The following is an 18023-nucleotide window of genomic DNA, read 5'->3' as shown; positions in this document are numbered from 1 at the left end:
TTCGCCCGCTGAGAGCCGGCGGCAAGCCCACTCAGGACAGGCTGTGCACACTCCGGCCGATCCGGTAGCTGGTGAGGACGGGCTGACCTAGACTGGCCCAATGCTCGACTTTCTCGTCGCGGGGCTAAGCGCCAACTCCGTGCCGTATCTCGTGGGCCTTGAGCTCCAGCGCACCGTCCATCGTGCCGTTGTTTCCGGGGAACGCCCGGACACCGTCATCTTCCTCGAACACCCCGCCGTGTACACCGCGGGTAGACGCACGTCCGACGACGAGCGGCCGACGGACGGAACTCCCGTCATCGACACCGACCGGGGCGGCAAGATCACCTGGCACGGTCCCGGCCAGCTCGTCGGCTACCCCATCCTCCGCCTCGCCGAACCCATCGACGTCGTCGGGTACGTCCGACGCCTCGAAGGCATCCTCATCGATGTCCTCGCCGGGTTCGGAGTCGACGCTTGTCGCGTCACCGGACGGTCCGGGGTCTGGGTCGGCCGTCCCGGCTTCGAGGACAAGATCGCCGCCATTGGAATCCGGGTCGCCGAAGGCGTGACCATGCACGGCTTCGCGCTCAATTGCAACAACTCCCTCGAACCCTACGACCACATCATCGCCTGTGGCATCCGCGACGCCGGCGTCACCACGATCTCCCGCGTCCTCGGCCGGGAGGTGACACCGGAGCAACTGGTGGAACCGATCCGGGCCCGTTTCGCCGCGGAACTGGTGGCTGCCGCGTGAGCGCCGTGCCAGAGGGCCGCAAGATGCTGCGGCTCGAGATCCGCAACATGGAATCGCCCATCGAACGCAAACCCGCCTGGATCAAGACGGTCGCCAAGATGGGACCGGAATACCGGAAGCTCCAGGACCTCGTCAAGGGCGAGAACCTGCACACCGTGTGCCAGGAAGCCGGTTGCCCGAACATCTTCGAATGCTGGGAGGACCGCGAGGCGACCTTCCTCATCGGTGGCTCGCAGTGCACCCGGCGCTGCGACTTCTGCCAGATCGACACGGGCAAGCCTGCGGAGTACGACACCGACGAACCGAGACGGGTCGCGGAATCCGTCGTCGCGATGAACCTTCGGTACGCCACGGTGACCGGCGTCGCCCGTGACGACCTTCCCGACGAGGGTGCCTGGCTGTACGCCGAGACGATCCGGCAGATCCACGCGCAGAGCCCCGGTACGGGAGTGGAGATCCTCGTCCCGGACTTCTCCGGCAACCCCGACCTGCTCGGCGAGGTGTTCTCGGCAAAGCCGGAGGTCTTCGCGCACAACGTCGAGACGGTCCCGCGCATCTTCAAACGCATCCGCCCGGCCTTCCGTTACGACCGTTCCCTCGACGTGATCACCCAGGGCCGCGACGCCGGCCTCATCACCAAGTCGAACCTGATCCTCGGCATGGGCGAGGAGCGAGCCGAGGTCAGCCAGGCGCTCCAGGACCTCCACGACGCCGGAACCGACATCATCACCATCACCCAGTACCTGCGGCCGAGCGCCCGGCACCTCCCCGTCGCCCGGTGGGTGCGGCCGGAGGAGTTCGTCGAGCTGAATGCCGAAGCGGAGGCCATCGGATTCCTCGGGGTGCTCTCCGGTCCGCTCGTGCGCTCCTCCTACCGGGCAGGACGCCTCTGGGCGCAGTCGATGCTCGCGACGAACCGCGAGGTGCCCGCCGAGCTCCGCCACCTGGCGGATGCCTCCCTCGGCTTCGCCCAGGCCGTCGCCCGCCCAGGCGGCATCGTCGCTGACTCGACCGAAAATCGGTCATCGGAGATTCTGGCGACTCGGTAAACTCGACATCATGGCACGCAGCAAGGACAAGACTCCCAAACCCCACAAGGAACCCGGCCGCATCAAGCAGATGTGGCAGGTGTTCCAGATGACCCGGCGGTACGATTCCAAAATCGTTCCGCTCCTCCTCGTGGGCTTCTTCGTGCCGCTCGTGGCGTCGATCATCGTCGCGATCGTTGCGACGGACGGAAACGTTCTCACGCTGGTCCTCTGGATCATCGCCGGACTCCTCGCCGGGGTGCTCGCGGTGCTGATCATCCTCGGCCGTCGTGCCGAGAAAGCCGCCTATTCCCAGATCGAAGGCCAGCCCGGCGCCGTCGGCGCCGTGCTGCGCAGCTCCCTCAAGGGCGGCTGGGTCGGCAGCGAGATGCCCATCGCCGTCAACGGCAAGACCCAGGACGCTGTCTACCGTGCGGTCGGTCGCGGCGGCGTCGTCCTGATCAGCGAGGGCCCGCGCACCCGTACCGCGCGCATGCTCGAGGAGGAACGCCGCACGGTCACCCGTCTCGGCGGACACGTGCCCGTCACGGTCCTCTCCGTCGGCCCAGACTCCGACGCCGTGCCGCTGCACAAGCTCGCGAGCCGTCTGCGCAAGATCAAGCCGAGCCTGACCAAGGCAGAGGTGCTCGCCGTCAACAACCGGCTGAGCTCGATCACGAAGAAGCTTCCGATCCCGAAGGGTGTCGATCCCACCAAGGCCCGCCCCCAGCGCGGCAACTAGACGCGTCCACCCATCCATTCCGCACGTCAAGAACCCCTCGTCGTCACGACGAGGGGTTCTTGCGTCTGCCCGCAGGCGCGCGGCTCAGCCGCGGACGAGGACGGTTCCTGCGACCTTGTCGTGGAAACCGCGCTGGTCGGAGTCCCAGACCAGTGCGGGGAATGCCAGGCCGAGAAGCACGGAACGCACAATCGGCCGCCACGGACCGACCCAGCCGCCCGCGAGGGGGATCACCCGGAGTCCGACGAGGCGGTGGCCGATGCTGCCGCCGATCGTCGGGATGAACACGACCTGGAGCAGAACATAGGTCCCGGTCACGACAAAACCGTTGTAGTCGAGGAAGGTATAGCGGAACACCGTGAATGCCAGCGCCATCGCGAGGGCATAGTCGATCAGGAGTCCCAGCATCCGTCGCCCGGCGCGGCCGATGGACAGTGGGCCGGCGTCGGGAAGCCCGAGTCGCTCCCCCGGCCATCTGCTCGGCGGGAGCTGTCCGAAGGTGGTCGGTTGCGAGGCAGAGGGAGGCACGGGATGATCCTAGCCAAGGGCCCCGCCTGTAACATGTGAGAAACAAAGTCGTCACAGTTGAGTAATGCTGCCGTAATACTCTCTGGGTAGCCGCCGTGCGCGACTTTCTGTCATTAACGCCCTCGTCGTTTGGAGTAAAACCGCATGTTCCGCGATTCGTCAGAAGTACTCAAGTTCATCAAGGACACTGACGTCAAGTTTCTTGACATTCGCTTCACCGATCTTCCTGGTGTGCAGCAGCACTTCAACATCCCCGCGTCGACCGTCGATGAGGAATTCTTCACGGTCGGGCAGATGTTCGACGGTTCGTCGATCCGCGGCTTCGCGTCCATCCACGAGTCGGACATGCAGCTCATCCCGGACGTGACGACGGCATACGTCGATGCCTTCCGCGCCGAACGCACGCTCATTATGCTTTTCGACATCTACAACCCGCGTAACGGTGAGATCTACTCCAAGGATCCCCGCCAGGTCGCGAAGAAGGCCGAGAAGTACCTCGAGTCGACCGGCATCGCCGACACCGCGTTCTTCGCCCCCGAAGCCGAGTTCTACATCTTCGACGACGTGCGTTATGAAGTGAACCAGTACTCGAGCTTCTACGCCGTGGACTCCAGCGAAGGCGCCTGGAACTCCGGCAAGAAGGAAGAGGGCGGCAACCTCGCCAACAAGACCCCGTACAAGGGCGGATACTTCCCCGTCAGCCCCGTCGACCAGCACGTCGACATGCGTGACGACATCTGCCTCAAGCTCATCGACGCAGGCCTGATCCTCGAGCGCAGCCACCACGAGGTCGGCACCGGCGGACAGGGCGAGATCAACTACCGCTTCGACACCATGGTCCACGCGGCGGACGACCTGCTCAAGTTCAAGTACATCGTGAAGAACACGGCGCACGAGTGGGGCAAGACGGCGACGTTCATGCCCAAGCCGCTCTTCGGCGACAACGGTTCCGGTATGCACACCCACCAGTCCCTCTGGTCCGGCGGCAAGCCGTTGTTCTACGACGAGGCCGGCTACGGCGGACTCTCCGACATCGCCCGCTGGTACATCGGCGGCCTGCTCAAGCACGCCCCGGCCGTCCTCGCGTTCACCAACCCCTCGGTGAACTCGTACCACCGCCTCGTCCCCGGCTTCGAAGCCCCGGTCAACCTGGTCTACTCTGCCGGTAACCGCTCGGCCTCGATCCGCATCCCGATCACGGGCACCAACCCGAAGGCCAAGCGCATCGAGTTCCGCGCGCCCGACGCCTCCGGCAACCCGTACCTCGCCTTCGCCGCCCAGCTGATGGCCGGCCTCGACGGGATCAAGAACCGGATCGAGCCGCACGAGCCGGTCGACAAGGACCTCTACGAGCTCCCGCCCGAAGAAGCCAAGAACATCCCGCAGGTTCCCGCTTCCCTCGTGGAGGCGCTGCTGGCCCTCGAAGCCGACCACGACTTCCTCCTCGCCGGCAACGTGTTCACGCCCGAACTGATCGAGACCTGGGTCAGCTTCAAGCGCGAGCAGGAAATCAAGCCGCTCGCGCAGCGTCCGCACCCGTTCGAGTACGAACTGTACTACGGGGTGTAGCTAGAACGCACGGAAGTAGCGGGCATAGTCCGCAACGAGTCCGCACGCGCTGCGAAAACGTCTTTGACGGCAGCCCGTGCGGACTCGTCTTTGTCTGGCCACAGGTGGCTGTACGTGTTGAGCGTCGTCGTCGCGGACGCATGCCGCATGCGCGCCTGAACAACCTTCACGTCCAAGCCCGACGCGATCAGCAGTGATGCGTAGTAGTGCCGCAGGTCGTGAATGCGGAACCCATCGGGCAGGCCCTCGACGGTCGCACGCGCCGCCCGGAACGCCGTCTCGATCGTGTACGGGGCCACGGGCCGACCGTACGCGCCGACGACGAAGGTGGAACTCTCCCACTCGGCCGGCACGCGGTTGATCTCCAGGCACAGTTCGATCGGGATCGGCACCGGCAGCTTCGAGGTTTCCGTTTTCAACGGCTCGGACGGGTATTGGATAGTGGGGCTGATGATGCCGCGCATGAGGTCAACGTCCGTGACGCGGAGGGCGGCAATCTCGCCGACCCGCAGACCGGCGAAGGCTCCCAGGAGAATGACTGGGCGCATCCCTTCCGGCATGGCATCGTGTAGTGCCCATATTTGCGCTGTTGTTGCCACGTAGGCACGTTGTTTCGCTGCCCCTGGCGACGTGCGACGGCTCACCGGAGAGCGCGTAAGTAGGCCATCGTGTACAGCGTCGGAGAAGATGTGCGACAAGCGTGCGTGGAGTGCGTAGACCGTCGAGACCGCCAGACCATCCGAGCGCAGCTGCACCGTCCAAGCCTTCACTTCGGACGGTCGCACGCTCGAAAGAAGCCGATCACCGAACGCCGCGTTAATGTGCTTGATGTGCGACCGTGCCTGACGGACCGTTGAAGGCCGGTGCATCTCATAGCCCTTTAGCCACGTTCGGCACCACTCCCCCATTGTCAACTTCGCAGTCTTTGGGTCGCGATAGGTTCCGGTGACGACGGACGCCGTGACCTCGTCTAGCCAAGTCTGTGCGTCGATCTTGCGCGGGAAGTGTCGGGCGTGCTCATTGCCTGCCTCGTCGCGGTATCGGGCGCGCCAGGACCCGTTAGGACGCTTCTGGATGCTCGACAACGGTTCCTCCTAAGCGGTAGTCACCAATGGAAATGCCCTTGCCAGCGAAGAGAGGCTCCACGGCGGAAAGAATAAATTCGCCGGTTATCGCCTCCTCGTTGAGACCGAGCGCCCACGACGCTGATGCCGGAATTGTCGGCGGTGTTTCGCCCAACGAAGCCAGCGCTCTGATTCGTGCGTTGAGGTTGGATGCCGCGTATCTCAGTTGCTCGAGATTGATCCTCGACTGTGAGTGTTCTGGTCCCCAAGATCGCAGCGCATGAATCGTCCTACCCGTGTAGGTGTCCACCATGTGCGCGCGTTGCACGACTTCGAGGACCGTCGCGTCCCTTCCGCCGTTGTACACCGAATGCTGCCCGATGACGAACGTTACTCCCAGCGCACCAACAAGGGCATCGGAACTTGAGACGACTGATCCCGGTCGGATTTCAATCATTTCGCCCGTTGGATAGAGCAACTCGAGTACTGAGACCATGAGAACAGCAGAGAACATCTCTAACTCGGTGGACGAAATTGCTCGGCGCTTGCCGGCAAAGAGTCCATTCAAGGTGGATGTTTTGACTGCCTCTGGATCGCCAAGGAAGTGATTGCAGCGTTCAGCCAATTGCCCAGTCGTCACATTGAGAGATGTCTTGGCTCTAAGAATCGCGCGAGCGACCTGTTTGGTTCGCCGTACGTCCCATGCGTCGCTCGGCAGGTCCTCGATCGAGTACTTGACCACCTTTGAAGTATTCACAAAACGAACAATATCATGCTATTTCTGTTCAATACTTGCATAACCCCACAACACCCCCTATGGTTATTCCATAAGCGCTTACCTCGATCAACGAGTAAGCGAAAACTGAACAGTTGGAGATACAGTGAATAGCCTCCTCACCCTTGACGAGACAGCAGAACAGCTTCGCAAGTCACCCGCGCAGTTGCGCTGGATGATCCACTGCGGGACAGCGCCAAATTCAGCCAAGATCGGCGGACGCCGAATGTTCCGGGTGACTGACATTGAGGCCTACATCGAAGCGGCGTTTGCCTCGTCCGCAGCATGAGCACCCAAGAAAAAACCCCCGAGATGAGCTGGAACTCATTCGAGGGCGAAGTAACCGACAACCCAACAAAGGAAACGATCAACTTGAACAAGAATAGCAGCGCAACCATCGTCACCAACAGCCCTTGCCCCGTCATCGGCTGCACAGGCCCCTATGACGACGAGAGCAGCCACGCCGACGAGAACCCCGTGCTCAACCTGCACTACGCTGCCGGCTACGAGGGCGACCTGCCACTCGATGCGCACGGCACGATGGATTCGACCACGGGCGGGCGTTGGAGGCTTTACGTCGAAGTGAGCCCCGTCCGTGGTGAGCTCACCGCCACCGAGGGCATCGAGCTCGCTCTAGCGATCGCCACGCAGGCGCGGAACGTCCGCGAACTCAACTCAGCGCTCGACAGGCTCGAGCACTGCCCGCCGGTCATCACCCCCAAGCTCCGGTCCTGGTTTGACGCCCACCCGGCTGGCGTGGACTTCCCCGCTGCGGACATCGTGAGAGCGAGATTCACGGATGCCGAACTCTCGGCAGTGTTCGCTCGCTTCCCTCAGGGGTCGTTCGTTGCTCAGGATGCGCTGTGAGCTCCGCTCGCACCTGGAAGGTGACCAACCGAAGCGGATGGGTCGTGGATCCCGGTTCGATGACCATGGCCTTTCTCGCGAATGGCGATAACCAGCCCGAGGTCCCTCGTGAGCGTTTCATCATCACGGAGATCTCAGAAGGGGCGAGTGATGAGTGAGTATCTCAGCACGCAACTGGGCGTGGGACCTCAGGTGGAAAAGGGGGGATGTCAGCGCTCCGATGAAGGAAAAAATCACGTTGCTGTGCCTCGCGGAACACGAGAATCCCGAATACGGGTACGCGTTCCCCAGCCACGAGAGGATCGCCGAGCGAACTGGTCAGAGCGTGCGGACGGTTCAGACGCACATAAAGATGCTGGTCGCATGTGGAGTGGTGACCATCGAGAAGCGGCGGGGCGAGAGCGGAAAGTGGCTCCGGAATGTCTACCTGCTCGAGGTCCCGGACACGTATCGGCAAAAGGACCCCGAGTGGATCAGGTGGAACGGATGAACCGGAAAGAATTGCCGGATTCTCGACTCACCGACGGCAATACCCGTGAGTACCGTCGGCAGTTCCAGTGCAACGTACCGGAAATTCTCGTGCATCGGACCGGAAAGAACTGCGCACTATCAGTTAGTGACCAGATACAAGATAAGTCACTTGAGATCAGGGTCACTTCTCCGAAGCGACCGCGCGTTCTTTCATCGATGTTCCTTCGATTGGAAGTGAAGCCATGAACATGAACGTCAAGATCATCCGGGTCGCTGGTATTCGGTCCAAGTCCCCGGCCGTCCTGGCTGTCGTGGACGGCTTGCTTGTGAAGTGGGGAAGCCGGCGGTTCTGGTCGTGTGCCTGCCTCGCCGACCCGGACACGCACGAGTGCAAACACATCGCTGCAGTCCAGGCGCTCCTCGATGACAGAGTCACCACACCGCACCCGCTCGAGATGGTGCAGCCATGAGCCCTATCTCTCCCCCGAGCCTCTGCACAAACAGGTGCGGAACTCTCGTCTACGGCGGCGGCAAATGCCCGGAGTGCGCAGCAGAAGCGCACAAAGAGACCGAGGCGCGTCGAGGCTCGCGGACCAGCCGAGGATACGACACGCGCTGGGCAGAGCATGCCAAGAAGTACCTGCACTACCACCCACAGTGCGAGTGCGACGAGTGTGCAGCACTGCCCTCCTGGAAGCGTCCCGATGCCACGCAGGTTGACCATCGGGACGGCAATGGACCCAAAGGCCCGCGAGGATTCGACTACGCGAATTTGTGCGCCATGTCCGCGTCACACCACAGCCGTAAGACTGCGAGTCGTGACGGTGGATTCGGCAACCCGAAGCGCGGCGAGTCATGACGCACCCAGGCCGGCCGCAATCGCAAACAGATTCATCCACCGGCACCGTGGGGGAGCACTGTTCACGCCGCCGCGGTTCAAAGTCAGTTTGGGTAGCTTTCGGGGGTGCCCTTAATGTCTAATCGGAGGGCTACCCCCGTGGGCCGTGACGCGAATGTCTACTATCTGGACTCTGATGCGAAGGTCGGCGGGACCGGCCTCAACTTTGACACCGTGCCCACCATGCTGGACGGGGCCGGCGCTGCGGAATGGGTGCGCTTGGGCGAAGTGTTCGCGGACCAACAGACGCGGTTCCGTGAGGGTGACAGGGCCATTCTGACTGCCTATTGCCTCACCTGGTCGCTGTATCTGATGACCGCCGCAGAGCTGGCAGGGGGTGGAATCCTCGTGCAGGGCCGCAGCGAATCCGATCGGGCGCGCACCGTGAAGAACCCCGCTCTCGTAGCGTTAACTCAAATATCGTCACAGTTGCGCTACCTCGCCCGCGAACTGGGCCTGACTCCCGACGCGCGCGGAAAGATGGGCCTGCAAGATGAGCCCGCCGACACACAGGGCGGGGCATGGTCATGAGCGCCCCTCAGCCGCCGTTCACGCGCATTCACATGAGGTTCGACCGCAAGAGGGCTCGATTCATTCCGTGCTCGGACACGGACGCTCGCGCCTCCATCGTGAGAACACTCGACGCACTCGGGCGAGGCGTCATCCCAACATTCGCTCACCCGTTCGGCCCGAACGGTGAGCGTGTGATCGGTTACGCGCTTGGTGCCGATTCGACAATGTACGACCCCGCAGACGGCCTCACCTGGCTGACAAAAATGAAAGAAGAGATCTGATGACTGAAAACCCGTTCGATCCGAACTACAAGTTCCCGCCGATGCCAGTTCCCCCGCCTGAACACTTCCTAGCCCGCATCGAGCGTGCCGCCGCCCTGGCAAGTTGGAAGTGCCCTCACTGCAACGCGACCGTCACCGCGATCGGTGCCGATTCCGACGGACTTCTGCAGGCCACCGAAGAACGCCACGAACCGGACTGCCCGGACTACGTAGCCGACTAGTCACCCAAAAGGGGCCAGACACCAATTCGAAAGAAATTGCGTGTTTGGCCCCTTTTTTCATTTCCTACTGCTATACTTATGCTGTTCGAGTTAGTGCCCGTTCTCCCGTGGACATTGAGTCAGCCGCCGCCGCTTCGAAAGATGCCGCCGCCGCTGGTGAGATACAAGCCGGTGAATCACCGCTTGTGTTACTCAAACAGTGCCGCCCTATCTGTTGGGCCGCGCATGTTCGCCGGCACTGCCGCGATCCCGCCGCTAGTGCCTCCAACCTCATCCCACCTTTGGAGAACTCCCATGTCCAGCCTGATCGAAGCCAAGCGCGCACTCGACGAAATCGGCACCAAAGCCCTTGCTGTCAGCAAGAACGCCAGCCTCACCAACGCCGAGAAGATGAACCGCCTCGACGCGCTCACCCTCGAGTCCAAGCGTCACAAGAACACCATCGCCATCCACGAACAGTCCAACCTGCTCATGGGCGGCGGCGAGTCTATGAGCAGCTCGTTCCAGTCCGCCGTGGCCAGTGGACGCGCCGTCAAGGGCTTCGCAACGCCGAACATCAAGCTCTCCCCCGAGATGCAGCAGGGCCTCTATATGGCCGCGAAGAGCGGCCAGAATCTCCGCATTGAACTCAAGGATGCAGCGTCGTCGGACGCAACTCGGACGCAGCTCCCCGCGGCCTACGTCGGTACAGTGACGCGTCTGCATGAACCTACGCGGCTCCTGGAACACATCCCCTCGACCCCGATGACCGGGCCGTCAGTCGACTTTCTGACCCACGTCAGCAACGCGGCCGGGATTGGTACCCCTGTCATCAGCCTCGGTGTGGCAGCAGCGGGCGGTACGTTCGCGGCCAACACCTACTTCTGGAAGCTCTCTGCTGTGAACACGAGCGGCGAGACTCTCGCGTCCAACGAACTGACCGCGACCCTCACCGCCGCACAGAAGCAGCCGATCAACTGGACCGCGATCACCGGAGCCAACGGATACCGCCTCTACCGTGGCACCGCTGCGGGCGCTGAGAACATCCTCGTGGCCGTCATCGCAGGCGGCGCGACCGTCACCTACACCGACCTGGGCGCAGCGGGCACGAACGCCAGCATCCCGACCGTGGACCGCACAGCCGGTGCAACCACCGTGCACGCTGGCGCACAGATGCCCGAGGTGTCGCTGACGACTGTGCCGACGATTCTCGCAGCGCGAAAGATCGGCATTTTCACGACAGTTGTCGATGAACTGCTGGCCGACTTCGCGACGTTCTCTTCCTACACCGAGGTCGAGTTGCAACGCCTCATCACTGACTGCGAGAACTACCAGGTACTCAACGGGGATGGACTCGGAGACAACCTCCTCGGCCTGCTCAACACCCCCGGCACCCTGTCCCGCGCGAAGGGTGCCGCTGACACGGCGCTCGACATCATCGAACAGGGCATCACCGATCTGCGTAACGGGCCGAGCTTCTGCGAGCCGGACTTGATCATCATCAATCCGAGCACCTGGAGCGCGATCCGCCGCACCAAGAACACCTTGGGCAACTACGTCCTCGGCGATCCCGGCCAGTCGACCGTCTCCGATGTGTGGGGCACCCCCGTGCTTCAGACCACGCAAATTCTGCCCGGGGTCATTGTCATGGGCAACCTCGAGCTCGCCACTCAGCTCTTCGTCCGCGAAGGAGTCACGCTGAACATGACCAACTCGGACGGAACCGACTTCATCAGCGGCAAGGTCAAGATCAAGGCCACCGAGCGCCTGACCCTCGGAGTCTCCCGGCCGACGGCACTCGTAGTTCTGACCGGCTTCTAGCCGGCGCAAGGGTCAACGTCACCGCCGGGTTCTTTCGTAGGTTTCCTCCCCGGATCACGGAATCGAAGGCGGGGCTACTCGGACTAGATCACCGACAAGCCCCGCCTGCCCGAACTAGTGAAGGCCCGCACTGCACACGCGGCGCGGGCCTTCCTCACTCTCCCCACAACTTTGAAACGAAGGACACACCATGTTCGGTCCAGGCAATATCGGCAACGCATCCCCAGCAGGCGAGGATTGGATCCCGCGCAAGTTCAGAGACATTGAGCGCTATATCCTCGAACTCAACGCCAGCATCGCGCTCTCGATCGGCCCCGTCGTCAAGAGGGCCAACGACACCCTCGACACGGTCAACGCAACCGTCGTCACCGTGAACAACACAATCGCCACGGTGACCGCACTCTCGGCCCACGTCGACGACACCCTCGTCAACATCGATTCGACCGTGCAGGCCTCCATCCGCGCCAACTCGATGACAACGGCGGCGATTCAGTCGCTCGTAGCAAACCCGCCCGCAGGCTCACACGTCACGGGCAACGTCAGCGCTACCGGCACTGTGACCGCTACAGGGGCAGTCAGCGGAGCCACGGGCACGTTCGGGTCGGGTGTCGCGTCCACGGGCGTCTACACGACGCTCCTGACCTACGGCGGCGGCTACAAGGCCCAGTACGTCCACGTCGACGGCACGATGGGTTACGTTCCCTCGTCGCGCCAGTTCAAACAGGACATCACCCCGACAACCCTCGACCCGGCACTACTCACCGCACTGCAACTCGTCACCTTCCGCTACATCGACGCCGTGGACAACCTGGGCGATCAGGCAGAGACAGAGCTGGGCCTCATTGCGGAAGACGTGGACGCTCTCGGCCTCCACTGGCTCGTCGACTACGACAGCGACCACAAGCCGACGGGCCTCAAGTACGAACGCCTCGCCCTGCTCGTCATCCCCTGGGCGCAGTCCATCGAGGCACGACTCGCAGCCCTCGAGGGATAGCTCTCCACAAGAACGACGCCCCCGACTCCACAACAGTCCGGGGCGTCGTTCTTTCGTGATTAGACCGCAGCGCGCGCGTTGTTTTGTCGAGCAATATCCTTGGGTAACTTATCGATCCTCGCCGCAAGCTCGAGCATGGCATCCCACGCGGCCGTCTCGGTGCCCGATTCTCGGATTGCGTTGATTGCAGCAACAGCAGTTGCCATGATCTCCCCCTCAGTTTGTGCAGCTGAACGGCTGCAATGCTCAGCCTAAGACCCTGAATAAGCCTTATGTGCCCGCACGCACGACCTCGAGGCACTCTACGCACCACCATGCACCGACGACCGCCAGCATAGGCTCGAGACACTGGGGACAGTTCGGGGTATCCAGGTAGTCGAGCTCATCCATGCCGCCAGAGTGCACCTCGCTCGACGGATACGCAAACTAGAGTTGCGCAATGGGCGAACTCGACGACATCAATTCCCTTGAGCAGGCCGCTGAATACCTGAAGATCGAGCCAACAAAATTGCGCCGTCTTGTGAGTCAGCGAAAGATCGCATACCTGAAACAGGGCAACAAAATTACATTCCCTCGTGCGGCGATCGAGGCTTACGTGACTGCGAATACGACTCAGTTGCCAGAAGCCCCACCCAACCCCTGGGGACTTACAGAGAGTTCACTGCGGAGAGTACAGCGGGGTCGGCAGTGACGCCGCGAAACCCCGGAGACCTTGAGTCAGCTCCCGCCCCCCTGGCCTACTCGGTGATTGGCGCTGCCGCGGCCGTTGGGGTGTCAGAGCGCACCATCGGCAAGCTCATCGAGGATCAAGCCTTGATCGTCCGGTATGTCGGTTCCAAGCGCATCATCCTCGCTTCTGAGCTGCAAGCGTGGCTTGATTCACTCCCGTACGCGCGGCCGTAGCGAGCGCGACTTGGCCTGAGTCCGCAGTTAGTCCGCAAGAAGTGCGCAAATGGCCGATTCTCGCCTATCGTGGGCAACCGACAGTTCCGCATAATCACGCGGAACTCCACTACTCCCAACGGTGCCCAATACCCTTAGACGACTACGAACTGTACTACGGGGTCTAAACCGCACCGAGCCTGACCCTAACGGGTCGTACCTCTCGGGGTACGGCCCGTTCGTCGTTCCCCGGTCAGCCGGCGAACGGGCCCGCGTGTTCGACGGGGCCGTAGAAGCGACGCTCGAACACGGCGCGGGCGCGCCGGGTGACGGCGAGGTAGTCGTCTTCGAGCCGGTTGGCGGAGCCCGGCGGGTATTCGAGGATGCGGGCGATGCCCTCGAGCTGGATGCGGTCGGTCGGGAGGGTGTCCGCAGTCCGGTTCATCCACAGGGTCATCGCGGACCGGCAGCGGGAGGCGAAGATCCACGCCGCCCGGAGGGTCTCGGCATCCGAGTCGCTCACGAGCCCGGCCCTGGCGGCGGCCTGCAGTGCACCGAGGGTCGAGTGCGTGCGCAGCTCGGGGATCGCCGCGGCGTGCTGCAACTGCAACAGCTGGACGAACCACTCGACGTCGCTGAGCGATCCGCGGCCGAGCTTGAGGTGCCGGTTCGGGTCTGCGCCCTGCGGTAACCGTTCCTTCTCGACGCGGGCCTTCATCCGTTTGATCTCCCGGACAGCCTGGTCGTCGATCGCGAGCGGGAAACGAACCGAGTCCGCGAGGGTCTCGAAGTCGGCAAGCAGCCGGGCATCGCCGGCGACGCCCCTGCCCCGCAGCAGCGCCTGCGCCTCCCAGGTCAGCGACCAGCGCCGGTAGTACGCCTCGTACGAGTCGAGGGATCGGGCGACGGGCCCGTTCTTGCCCTCCGGGCGCAGCCCGAGGTCGAGGTCGAGCGGCAGGCGGCTGTCCTCGGTGAGGCGTTTGAGTTCCCTCGCGATGAACATCGCCCGGGCATGCGCGGCCTCGCCGGTAAGTTTTCCGGCCCGGAACACGTACATCACGTCGGCGTCGGACCCGAAGCCCAGCTCGGCTCCCCCGAACCGGCCCATGCCGATCACGGCGAACTCGATGCCGTCCGCGTCGCCGTCGGGCTCGCCCCGGAGGCCGGTGCCGCGGATCGCCGCGGTGACGCCCTCGATCACGGTCGCGGTGACGTCGGTCAGGCCCGTCGCGAGCTGGTCGATGCTGATCCTGCCGAGGATGGACGAGAAGGCCAGGCGCAGGATCTCGCGGCGCCGCGCCGTACGGAGGACGGATGCCGCTGCTTCCGGCGTCTGGTGGCGTGCCAGGACCGCGCGGGACTCTGCGCGCAGCACGGCGAGGGGCCGCGGACGCAGGTCGTTCTCGTTCTCGAGCCATGCGACCGACTCCGGAATGGTTTCGAGGAGTTCGCCGACGAACCGGGACGAGGACAGCACCCGGGTCAGCCGTTCGGCGGCGCCGGAGGAGTCACGAAGCATCCGCAGGAACCAGTAGGTCGACCCGAGGCTGTCGCTGAGGCGCCGAAAGGCCAACAGGCCGTAGTCGGGGTCGGCACCCTCGGAGAACCACTGCAGGAGGACGGGAAGGAGGTGGCGCTGGATCGTCGCCCGACGGGAAACGCCCCCGGTGAGCGCGGCGATGTGGGCGAAGGCGCCCTTGGTGTCGCGGAAACCGATCGCCGCGAGCCTGGCCTCGGCCTGCGCGCTCGTGAGAACGAGCTCACCATCGGGCAGCGCGGCAACGGCGGAGAGCAAAGGCCGGTAGAAGAGGCGCTCGTGCAGTCCACGCACCCGGTGTTTGGTGTCCGCCCAGCGCGTGCTGAGCTGGGCGGCTCCCGAGGCGAGTCCGGTCGCCCGGGCGAGGATGCGCAGGCTCGCCTCGTCGCGCGGCACGAGGTGGGTACGTCGCAGGCGGTAGAGCTGCAGGCGGTGTTCCATCAACCGGAGGATCCGGTAGTCCTGCGAGAATTCCGCCGCTTCCGCGCGACCGACGTAGCCGGACTCGGCGAGGGCCGCGAGTGCGGGGAGGGTACCGGCCTGTCGCACGTCTTCGTCGGCCTGGCCGTGAACGAGCTGGAGGAGCTGCACGGTGAACTCGATGTCACGCAGCCCGCCGGGGCCGAGCTTGAGCTGGACATCGACCTCGTCGTCGGGGATGTTGTCGGTCACCCGTTCCCGCATCCGCTGCACCGACTCGACGAAGTTCTCCCGGCTGGCGCTCGTCCACACCTTCGGACCGACCGCGGCGAGGTACCGTTCACCGAGCCCGGCATGGCCGGCGAGCGGCCTCGCCTTGAGCAGGGCCTGGAATTCCCAGCTCTTCGCCCACCGCTCGTAATACGCGATGTGTGAGTCGAGGGAACGCACGAGCGCCCCCGACTTTCCCTCTGGACGCAGGTTCGGGTCGACCTCCCAGAGTTCGGGTTCGAGCGTCGGCTGGTTGAGGCCGCGCATCAGCAGGATCGCAAGCCTGGTTGCGATGTCGACCGCACGACCGGACTCGAGCCCGGTTTCGGGGTCTGCTTCCGCGACGAAGATGACGTCGACGTCGCTGACGTAGTTGAGCTCCCTCGCCCCGGCCTTGCCCATGCCGATCACGGCGAGCCGGGTGGAGCGCACCTGGTCGACGGGGAAGACGCCAGGGGCGGCAACGGGGGCAGCCACCATCGTTCGCGCGACGGCGAGGGACCCCTCCAGCGCGGCGGCGGCGAGATCGGACAGCGCCCTGGCGACACCGTCAAGGCCGGCGACGGGGTCAGCCTGTTCGAGATCGAAAGCGGCGACCTCCGCGAGCCTCCGCCGGTACCGCACCCGGAGCGCAACCCAGCCGGCGTCGTCGACGAGGGCAGCGAAGCCGTCGACGGCCCCGACCGAGGCGAGCAGATCCCGGGTGAGTTCCTCGGGGCCGGGAAGGGACCGTGAGCGGGTGGCCAGGACGCCGAGCTCCTCCGGGTGCCGCAGGAAGAAATCGGTCAGGCCGCGGGACGCGCCGAGCACGAGCAGGAGGCGCAGCGGAGCGCCCGGGCAGGCCAGGAGGGCCAGGAGCTCCGCCGGTGCCTGCCGCAGCAGGGCGATCAGGCCGGAGAGTGCTGCGTCCGGGCTCGCCGTGCGGGCGAGCAACGGCAAGAGTTCTGCCGAATCGGGCCCGCCCCTGGTGACGACCTCGTCGAGGCACGCCCGGACCTCACCGAGTTCAGCGAAGCCGACCCTCGCAAGTTCGGTGAGGGTCAGCGCCTCTCGCGCCATCGTGCGCTACAACATCTCGAGGTTCTTTTGCAGCTCGAATGGAGTGACCTGGGAGCGGTACTCCTTCCACTCCTGCCGTTTGTTGAGCAGCACGTAGTTGAACACGTGCTCGCCCAGGGTCTCGGCGACGAGTTCGGATTCCTCCATGAACTGGATGGCGTGGTCGAGGCTCGCAGGCAGCTGGCGGTAACCGAGTGCGCGGCGCTCGGTGTCGCTGAGCCCCCAGACGTTGTCCTCGGCTTCCGGAGGCAGCTCGTAGCCCTCTTCGATGCCCTTGAGGCCGGCAGCGAGCATGAGCGAGTATGCGAGGTACGGGTTCGCTGCGGAGTCGATCGCCCGGTATTCGATGCGGGAGCTGTTGCCCTTGTTCGGCTTGTACAGCGGCACGCGGATCAGCGCGGACCGGTTGTTGTGGCCCCAGCAGACGAAGCTCGGCGCCTCATCCCCGCCCCAGAGCCGCTTGTACGAGTTCACGAACTGGTTCGTGACTGCGGTGATCTCCGGTGCGTGCTTGAGCAGGCCCGCGATGAACTGACGCCCGGTGCGGGACAGCTGGTACTGCGCGCCCGCCTCGTAGAACGCGTTCGTCTCGCCCTCGAAGAGGGACAGGTGGGTGTGCATGCCCGAGCCAGGCTGGTCGGACATCGGCTTCGGCATGAACGTCGCGTAGACGCCCTGCTCGATAGCGACCTCCTTGATGACCGTGCGGAAAGTCATGATGTTGTCGGCCGTCGAGAGGGCGTCCGCATACCGGAGGTCGATCTCGTTCTGGCCGGGGCCGGCCTCGTGGTGGCTGAACTCCACCGAAATGCCGAGCTCCTCGAGCATCCGCACGGAACGCCGCCGGAAGTCGTGGGCCGTTCCGCCGGGGACGTTGTCGAAGTATCCGGCGGAGTCGACGGGCACCGGCCCGTCCTTGCCGAACTTCGACGACTTCAGGAGGTAGAACTCGATTTCAGGATGCGTGTAGAACGTGAAGCCGCGATCCGCCGCTTTCGCAAGCGTGCGCTTGAGCACGTTGCGCGGGTCGGCAACCGCGGGCTGCCCGTCGGGGGTCGTGATATCGCAGAACATGCGTGCGGTCGGGTCGACTTCGCCCCGCCACGGCAGAATCTGGAACGTTGTGGGATCCGGATGTGCGAGGACATCCGCTTCAAAGGACCGGGTCAGGCCCTCGATGGCCGAGCCGTCAAAACCGAGACCCTCTGCGAATGCGCCCTCGACCTCGGCCGGTGCGATCGCCACCGATTTCAGGGTGCCGACGACGTCCGTGAACCAGAGACGAATGAACTTGATGCCCCGTTCCTCGATGGTACGAAGAACGAAGTCGCGCTGCTTGTCCATCCACGCCCTTTCTTGTTGATCACT

At 63.9% G+C, this 18023-nt stretch carries 18 protein-coding genes and 1 pseudogene; 13 read left to right on the top strand and 6 right to left on the bottom strand.

Features of this window, described 5'->3' with window-relative positions:
- Nucleotides 1-100 precede the first annotated feature (100 nt).
- The 3 genes and pseudogenes from lipB (at nt 101) to E3O39_RS01775 (ending at nt 2506) form a co-directional block, all read left to right on the top strand.
- A complete protein-coding gene (lipB, locus tag E3O39_RS01785; RefSeq protein ID WP_134446507.1) occupies nt 101-736 on the top strand; it encodes a lipoyl(octanoyl) transferase LipB in 636 nt (211 codons plus the stop codon).
- Nucleotides 733-1716: pseudogene (gene lipA, locus E3O39_RS01780) on the top strand (lipoyl synthase); the annotation flags it as partial. The gene lipB and the pseudogene lipA, both read left to right, overlap by 4 nt.
- Before the next feature lie 79 nt (nt 1717-1795).
- A complete protein-coding gene (locus E3O39_RS01775) occupies nt 1796-2506 on the top strand; it encodes a DUF4191 domain-containing protein (protein WP_134446506.1) in 711 nt (236 codons plus the stop codon).
- Nucleotides 2507-2590: 84 nt separating this feature from the next.
- Here the strand turns inward: E3O39_RS01775 and E3O39_RS01770 are convergent, their stop codons facing one another.
- Nucleotides 2591-3034 (bottom strand): RDD family protein, encoded by a 444-nt coding sequence (locus E3O39_RS01770; protein ID WP_134446505.1) that lies wholly within the window; start codon nt 3032-3034, stop codon nt 2591-2593.
- Between the two features lie 144 nt (nt 3035-3178).
- Here E3O39_RS01770 and glnA (E3O39_RS01765) point away from each other — a divergent pair, with 144 nt between their 5' ends.
- Nucleotides 3179-4603 (top strand): type I glutamate--ammonia ligase, encoded by a 1425-nt coding sequence (glnA, locus tag E3O39_RS01765; RefSeq protein WP_134446504.1) that lies wholly within the window; start codon nt 3179-3181, stop codon nt 4601-4603.
- Here glnA (E3O39_RS01765) and E3O39_RS01760 read toward each other — a convergent pair.
- Together E3O39_RS01760 and E3O39_RS01755 are read right to left on the bottom strand one after the other, a co-directional pair.
- A complete protein-coding gene (locus E3O39_RS01760) occupies nt 4591-5688 on the bottom strand; it encodes a site-specific integrase (RefSeq protein ID WP_134446503.1) in 1098 nt (365 codons plus the stop codon). The genes glnA (E3O39_RS01765) and E3O39_RS01760 overlap by 13 nt on opposite strands.
- The gene (locus E3O39_RS01755; RefSeq protein WP_134446502.1) at nt 5663-6409 is read right to left on the bottom strand and encodes a hypothetical protein; all 747 of its coding nucleotides are present in this window, start codon (nt 6407-6409) and stop codon (nt 5663-5665) included. Before E3O39_RS01755 ends, E3O39_RS01760 begins: the two co-directional genes overlap by 26 nt.
- 139 nt (nt 6410-6548) lie before the next feature.
- On the opposite strand from E3O39_RS01755, the gene E3O39_RS01750 reads away from it, so the two are divergent.
- The 8 genes from E3O39_RS01750 (at nt 6549) to E3O39_RS01715 (ending at nt 12487) form a co-directional block, all read left to right on the top strand.
- On the top strand, nt 6549-6731 hold the full coding sequence (locus tag E3O39_RS01750; RefSeq protein WP_134446501.1) for an AlpA family transcriptional regulator: 183 nt from the start codon (nt 6549-6551) through the stop codon (nt 6729-6731).
- Complete coding sequence (locus E3O39_RS01745; RefSeq protein WP_134446500.1) at nt 6728-7309, top strand: hypothetical protein; 582 nt, start codon at nt 6728-6730, stop codon at nt 7307-7309. The genes E3O39_RS01750 and E3O39_RS01745 overlap by 4 nt, the downstream gene beginning before the upstream one ends.
- Before the next feature lie 154 nt (nt 7310-7463).
- Nucleotides 7464-7799 carry a helix-turn-helix domain-containing protein gene (locus E3O39_RS01740; RefSeq protein WP_134446499.1) on the top strand — a complete coding sequence of 112 codons (336 nt, stop codon included), beginning with the start codon at nt 7464-7466 and terminating at the stop codon, nt 7797-7799.
- Nucleotides 7800-8022: 223 nt separating this feature from the next.
- Entirely contained in the window at nt 8023-8250 is a 228-nt protein-coding gene (locus E3O39_RS01735) for a hypothetical protein (protein ID WP_134446498.1), read from the top strand.
- A 527-nt stretch (nt 8251-8777) separates the two neighbouring features.
- The gene (locus E3O39_RS01730) at nt 8778-9209 is read left to right on the top strand and encodes a phage terminase small subunit P27 family (RefSeq protein ID WP_166787266.1); all 432 of its coding nucleotides are present in this window, start codon (nt 8778-8780) and stop codon (nt 9207-9209) included.
- Between the two features lie 262 nt (nt 9210-9471).
- Nucleotides 9472-9693: a hypothetical protein gene (locus E3O39_RS01725; protein WP_134446496.1), complete on the top strand. Its 222-nt coding sequence runs from the start codon at nt 9472-9474 to the stop codon at nt 9691-9693.
- Nucleotides 9694-9987: 294 nt separating this feature from the next.
- Nucleotides 9988-11493, top strand: coding sequence for a phage major capsid protein (locus E3O39_RS01720; protein ID WP_166787265.1), 1506 nt, complete (start codon nt 9988-9990; stop codon nt 11491-11493).
- A 190-nt stretch (nt 11494-11683) separates the two neighbouring features.
- Nucleotides 11684-12487 (top strand): tail fiber domain-containing protein, encoded by an 804-nt coding sequence (locus E3O39_RS01715; RefSeq protein ID WP_134446494.1) that lies wholly within the window; start codon nt 11684-11686, stop codon nt 12485-12487.
- A gap of 59 nt (nt 12488-12546) precedes the next feature.
- On the opposite strand, the gene E3O39_RS18850 is transcribed toward E3O39_RS01715, so the two are convergent.
- On the bottom strand, nt 12547-12693 hold the full coding sequence (locus E3O39_RS18850; protein ID WP_166787264.1) for a hypothetical protein: 147 nt from the start codon (nt 12691-12693) through the stop codon (nt 12547-12549).
- A 233-nt stretch (nt 12694-12926) separates the two neighbouring features.
- Here E3O39_RS18850 and E3O39_RS01710 point away from each other — a divergent pair, with 233 nt between their 5' ends.
- Nucleotides 12927-13178 (top strand): helix-turn-helix domain-containing protein, encoded by a 252-nt coding sequence (locus E3O39_RS01710; RefSeq protein WP_134446493.1) that lies wholly within the window; start codon nt 12927-12929, stop codon nt 13176-13178.
- Nucleotides 13179-13622: 444 nt separating this feature from the next.
- Here E3O39_RS01710 and E3O39_RS01705 read toward each other — a convergent pair whose 3' ends face one another.
- Nucleotides 13623-16655 carry a bifunctional [glutamine synthetase] adenylyltransferase/[glutamine synthetase]-adenylyl-L-tyrosine phosphorylase gene (locus tag E3O39_RS01705; protein WP_134446492.1) on the bottom strand — a complete coding sequence of 1011 codons (3033 nt, stop codon included), beginning with the start codon at nt 16653-16655 and terminating at the stop codon, nt 13623-13625.
- 6 nt (nt 16656-16661) lie between these two features.
- Nucleotides 16662-17999 (bottom strand): type I glutamate--ammonia ligase, encoded by a 1338-nt coding sequence (glnA, locus tag E3O39_RS01700; protein ID WP_134446491.1) that lies wholly within the window; start codon nt 17997-17999, stop codon nt 16662-16664.
- Between the last annotated feature and the right edge of the window lie 24 nt (nt 18000-18023).

Source organism: Cryobacterium sp. MDB2-A-1 (genome assembly GCF_004402675.1).
Classification (GTDB): domain Bacteria; phylum Actinomycetota; class Actinomycetes; order Actinomycetales; family Microbacteriaceae; genus Cryobacterium; species Cryobacterium glucosi.
Note: the sequence above shows the minus strand (reverse complement) of the source record. Positions and strands in the feature narration are given on the sequence as shown.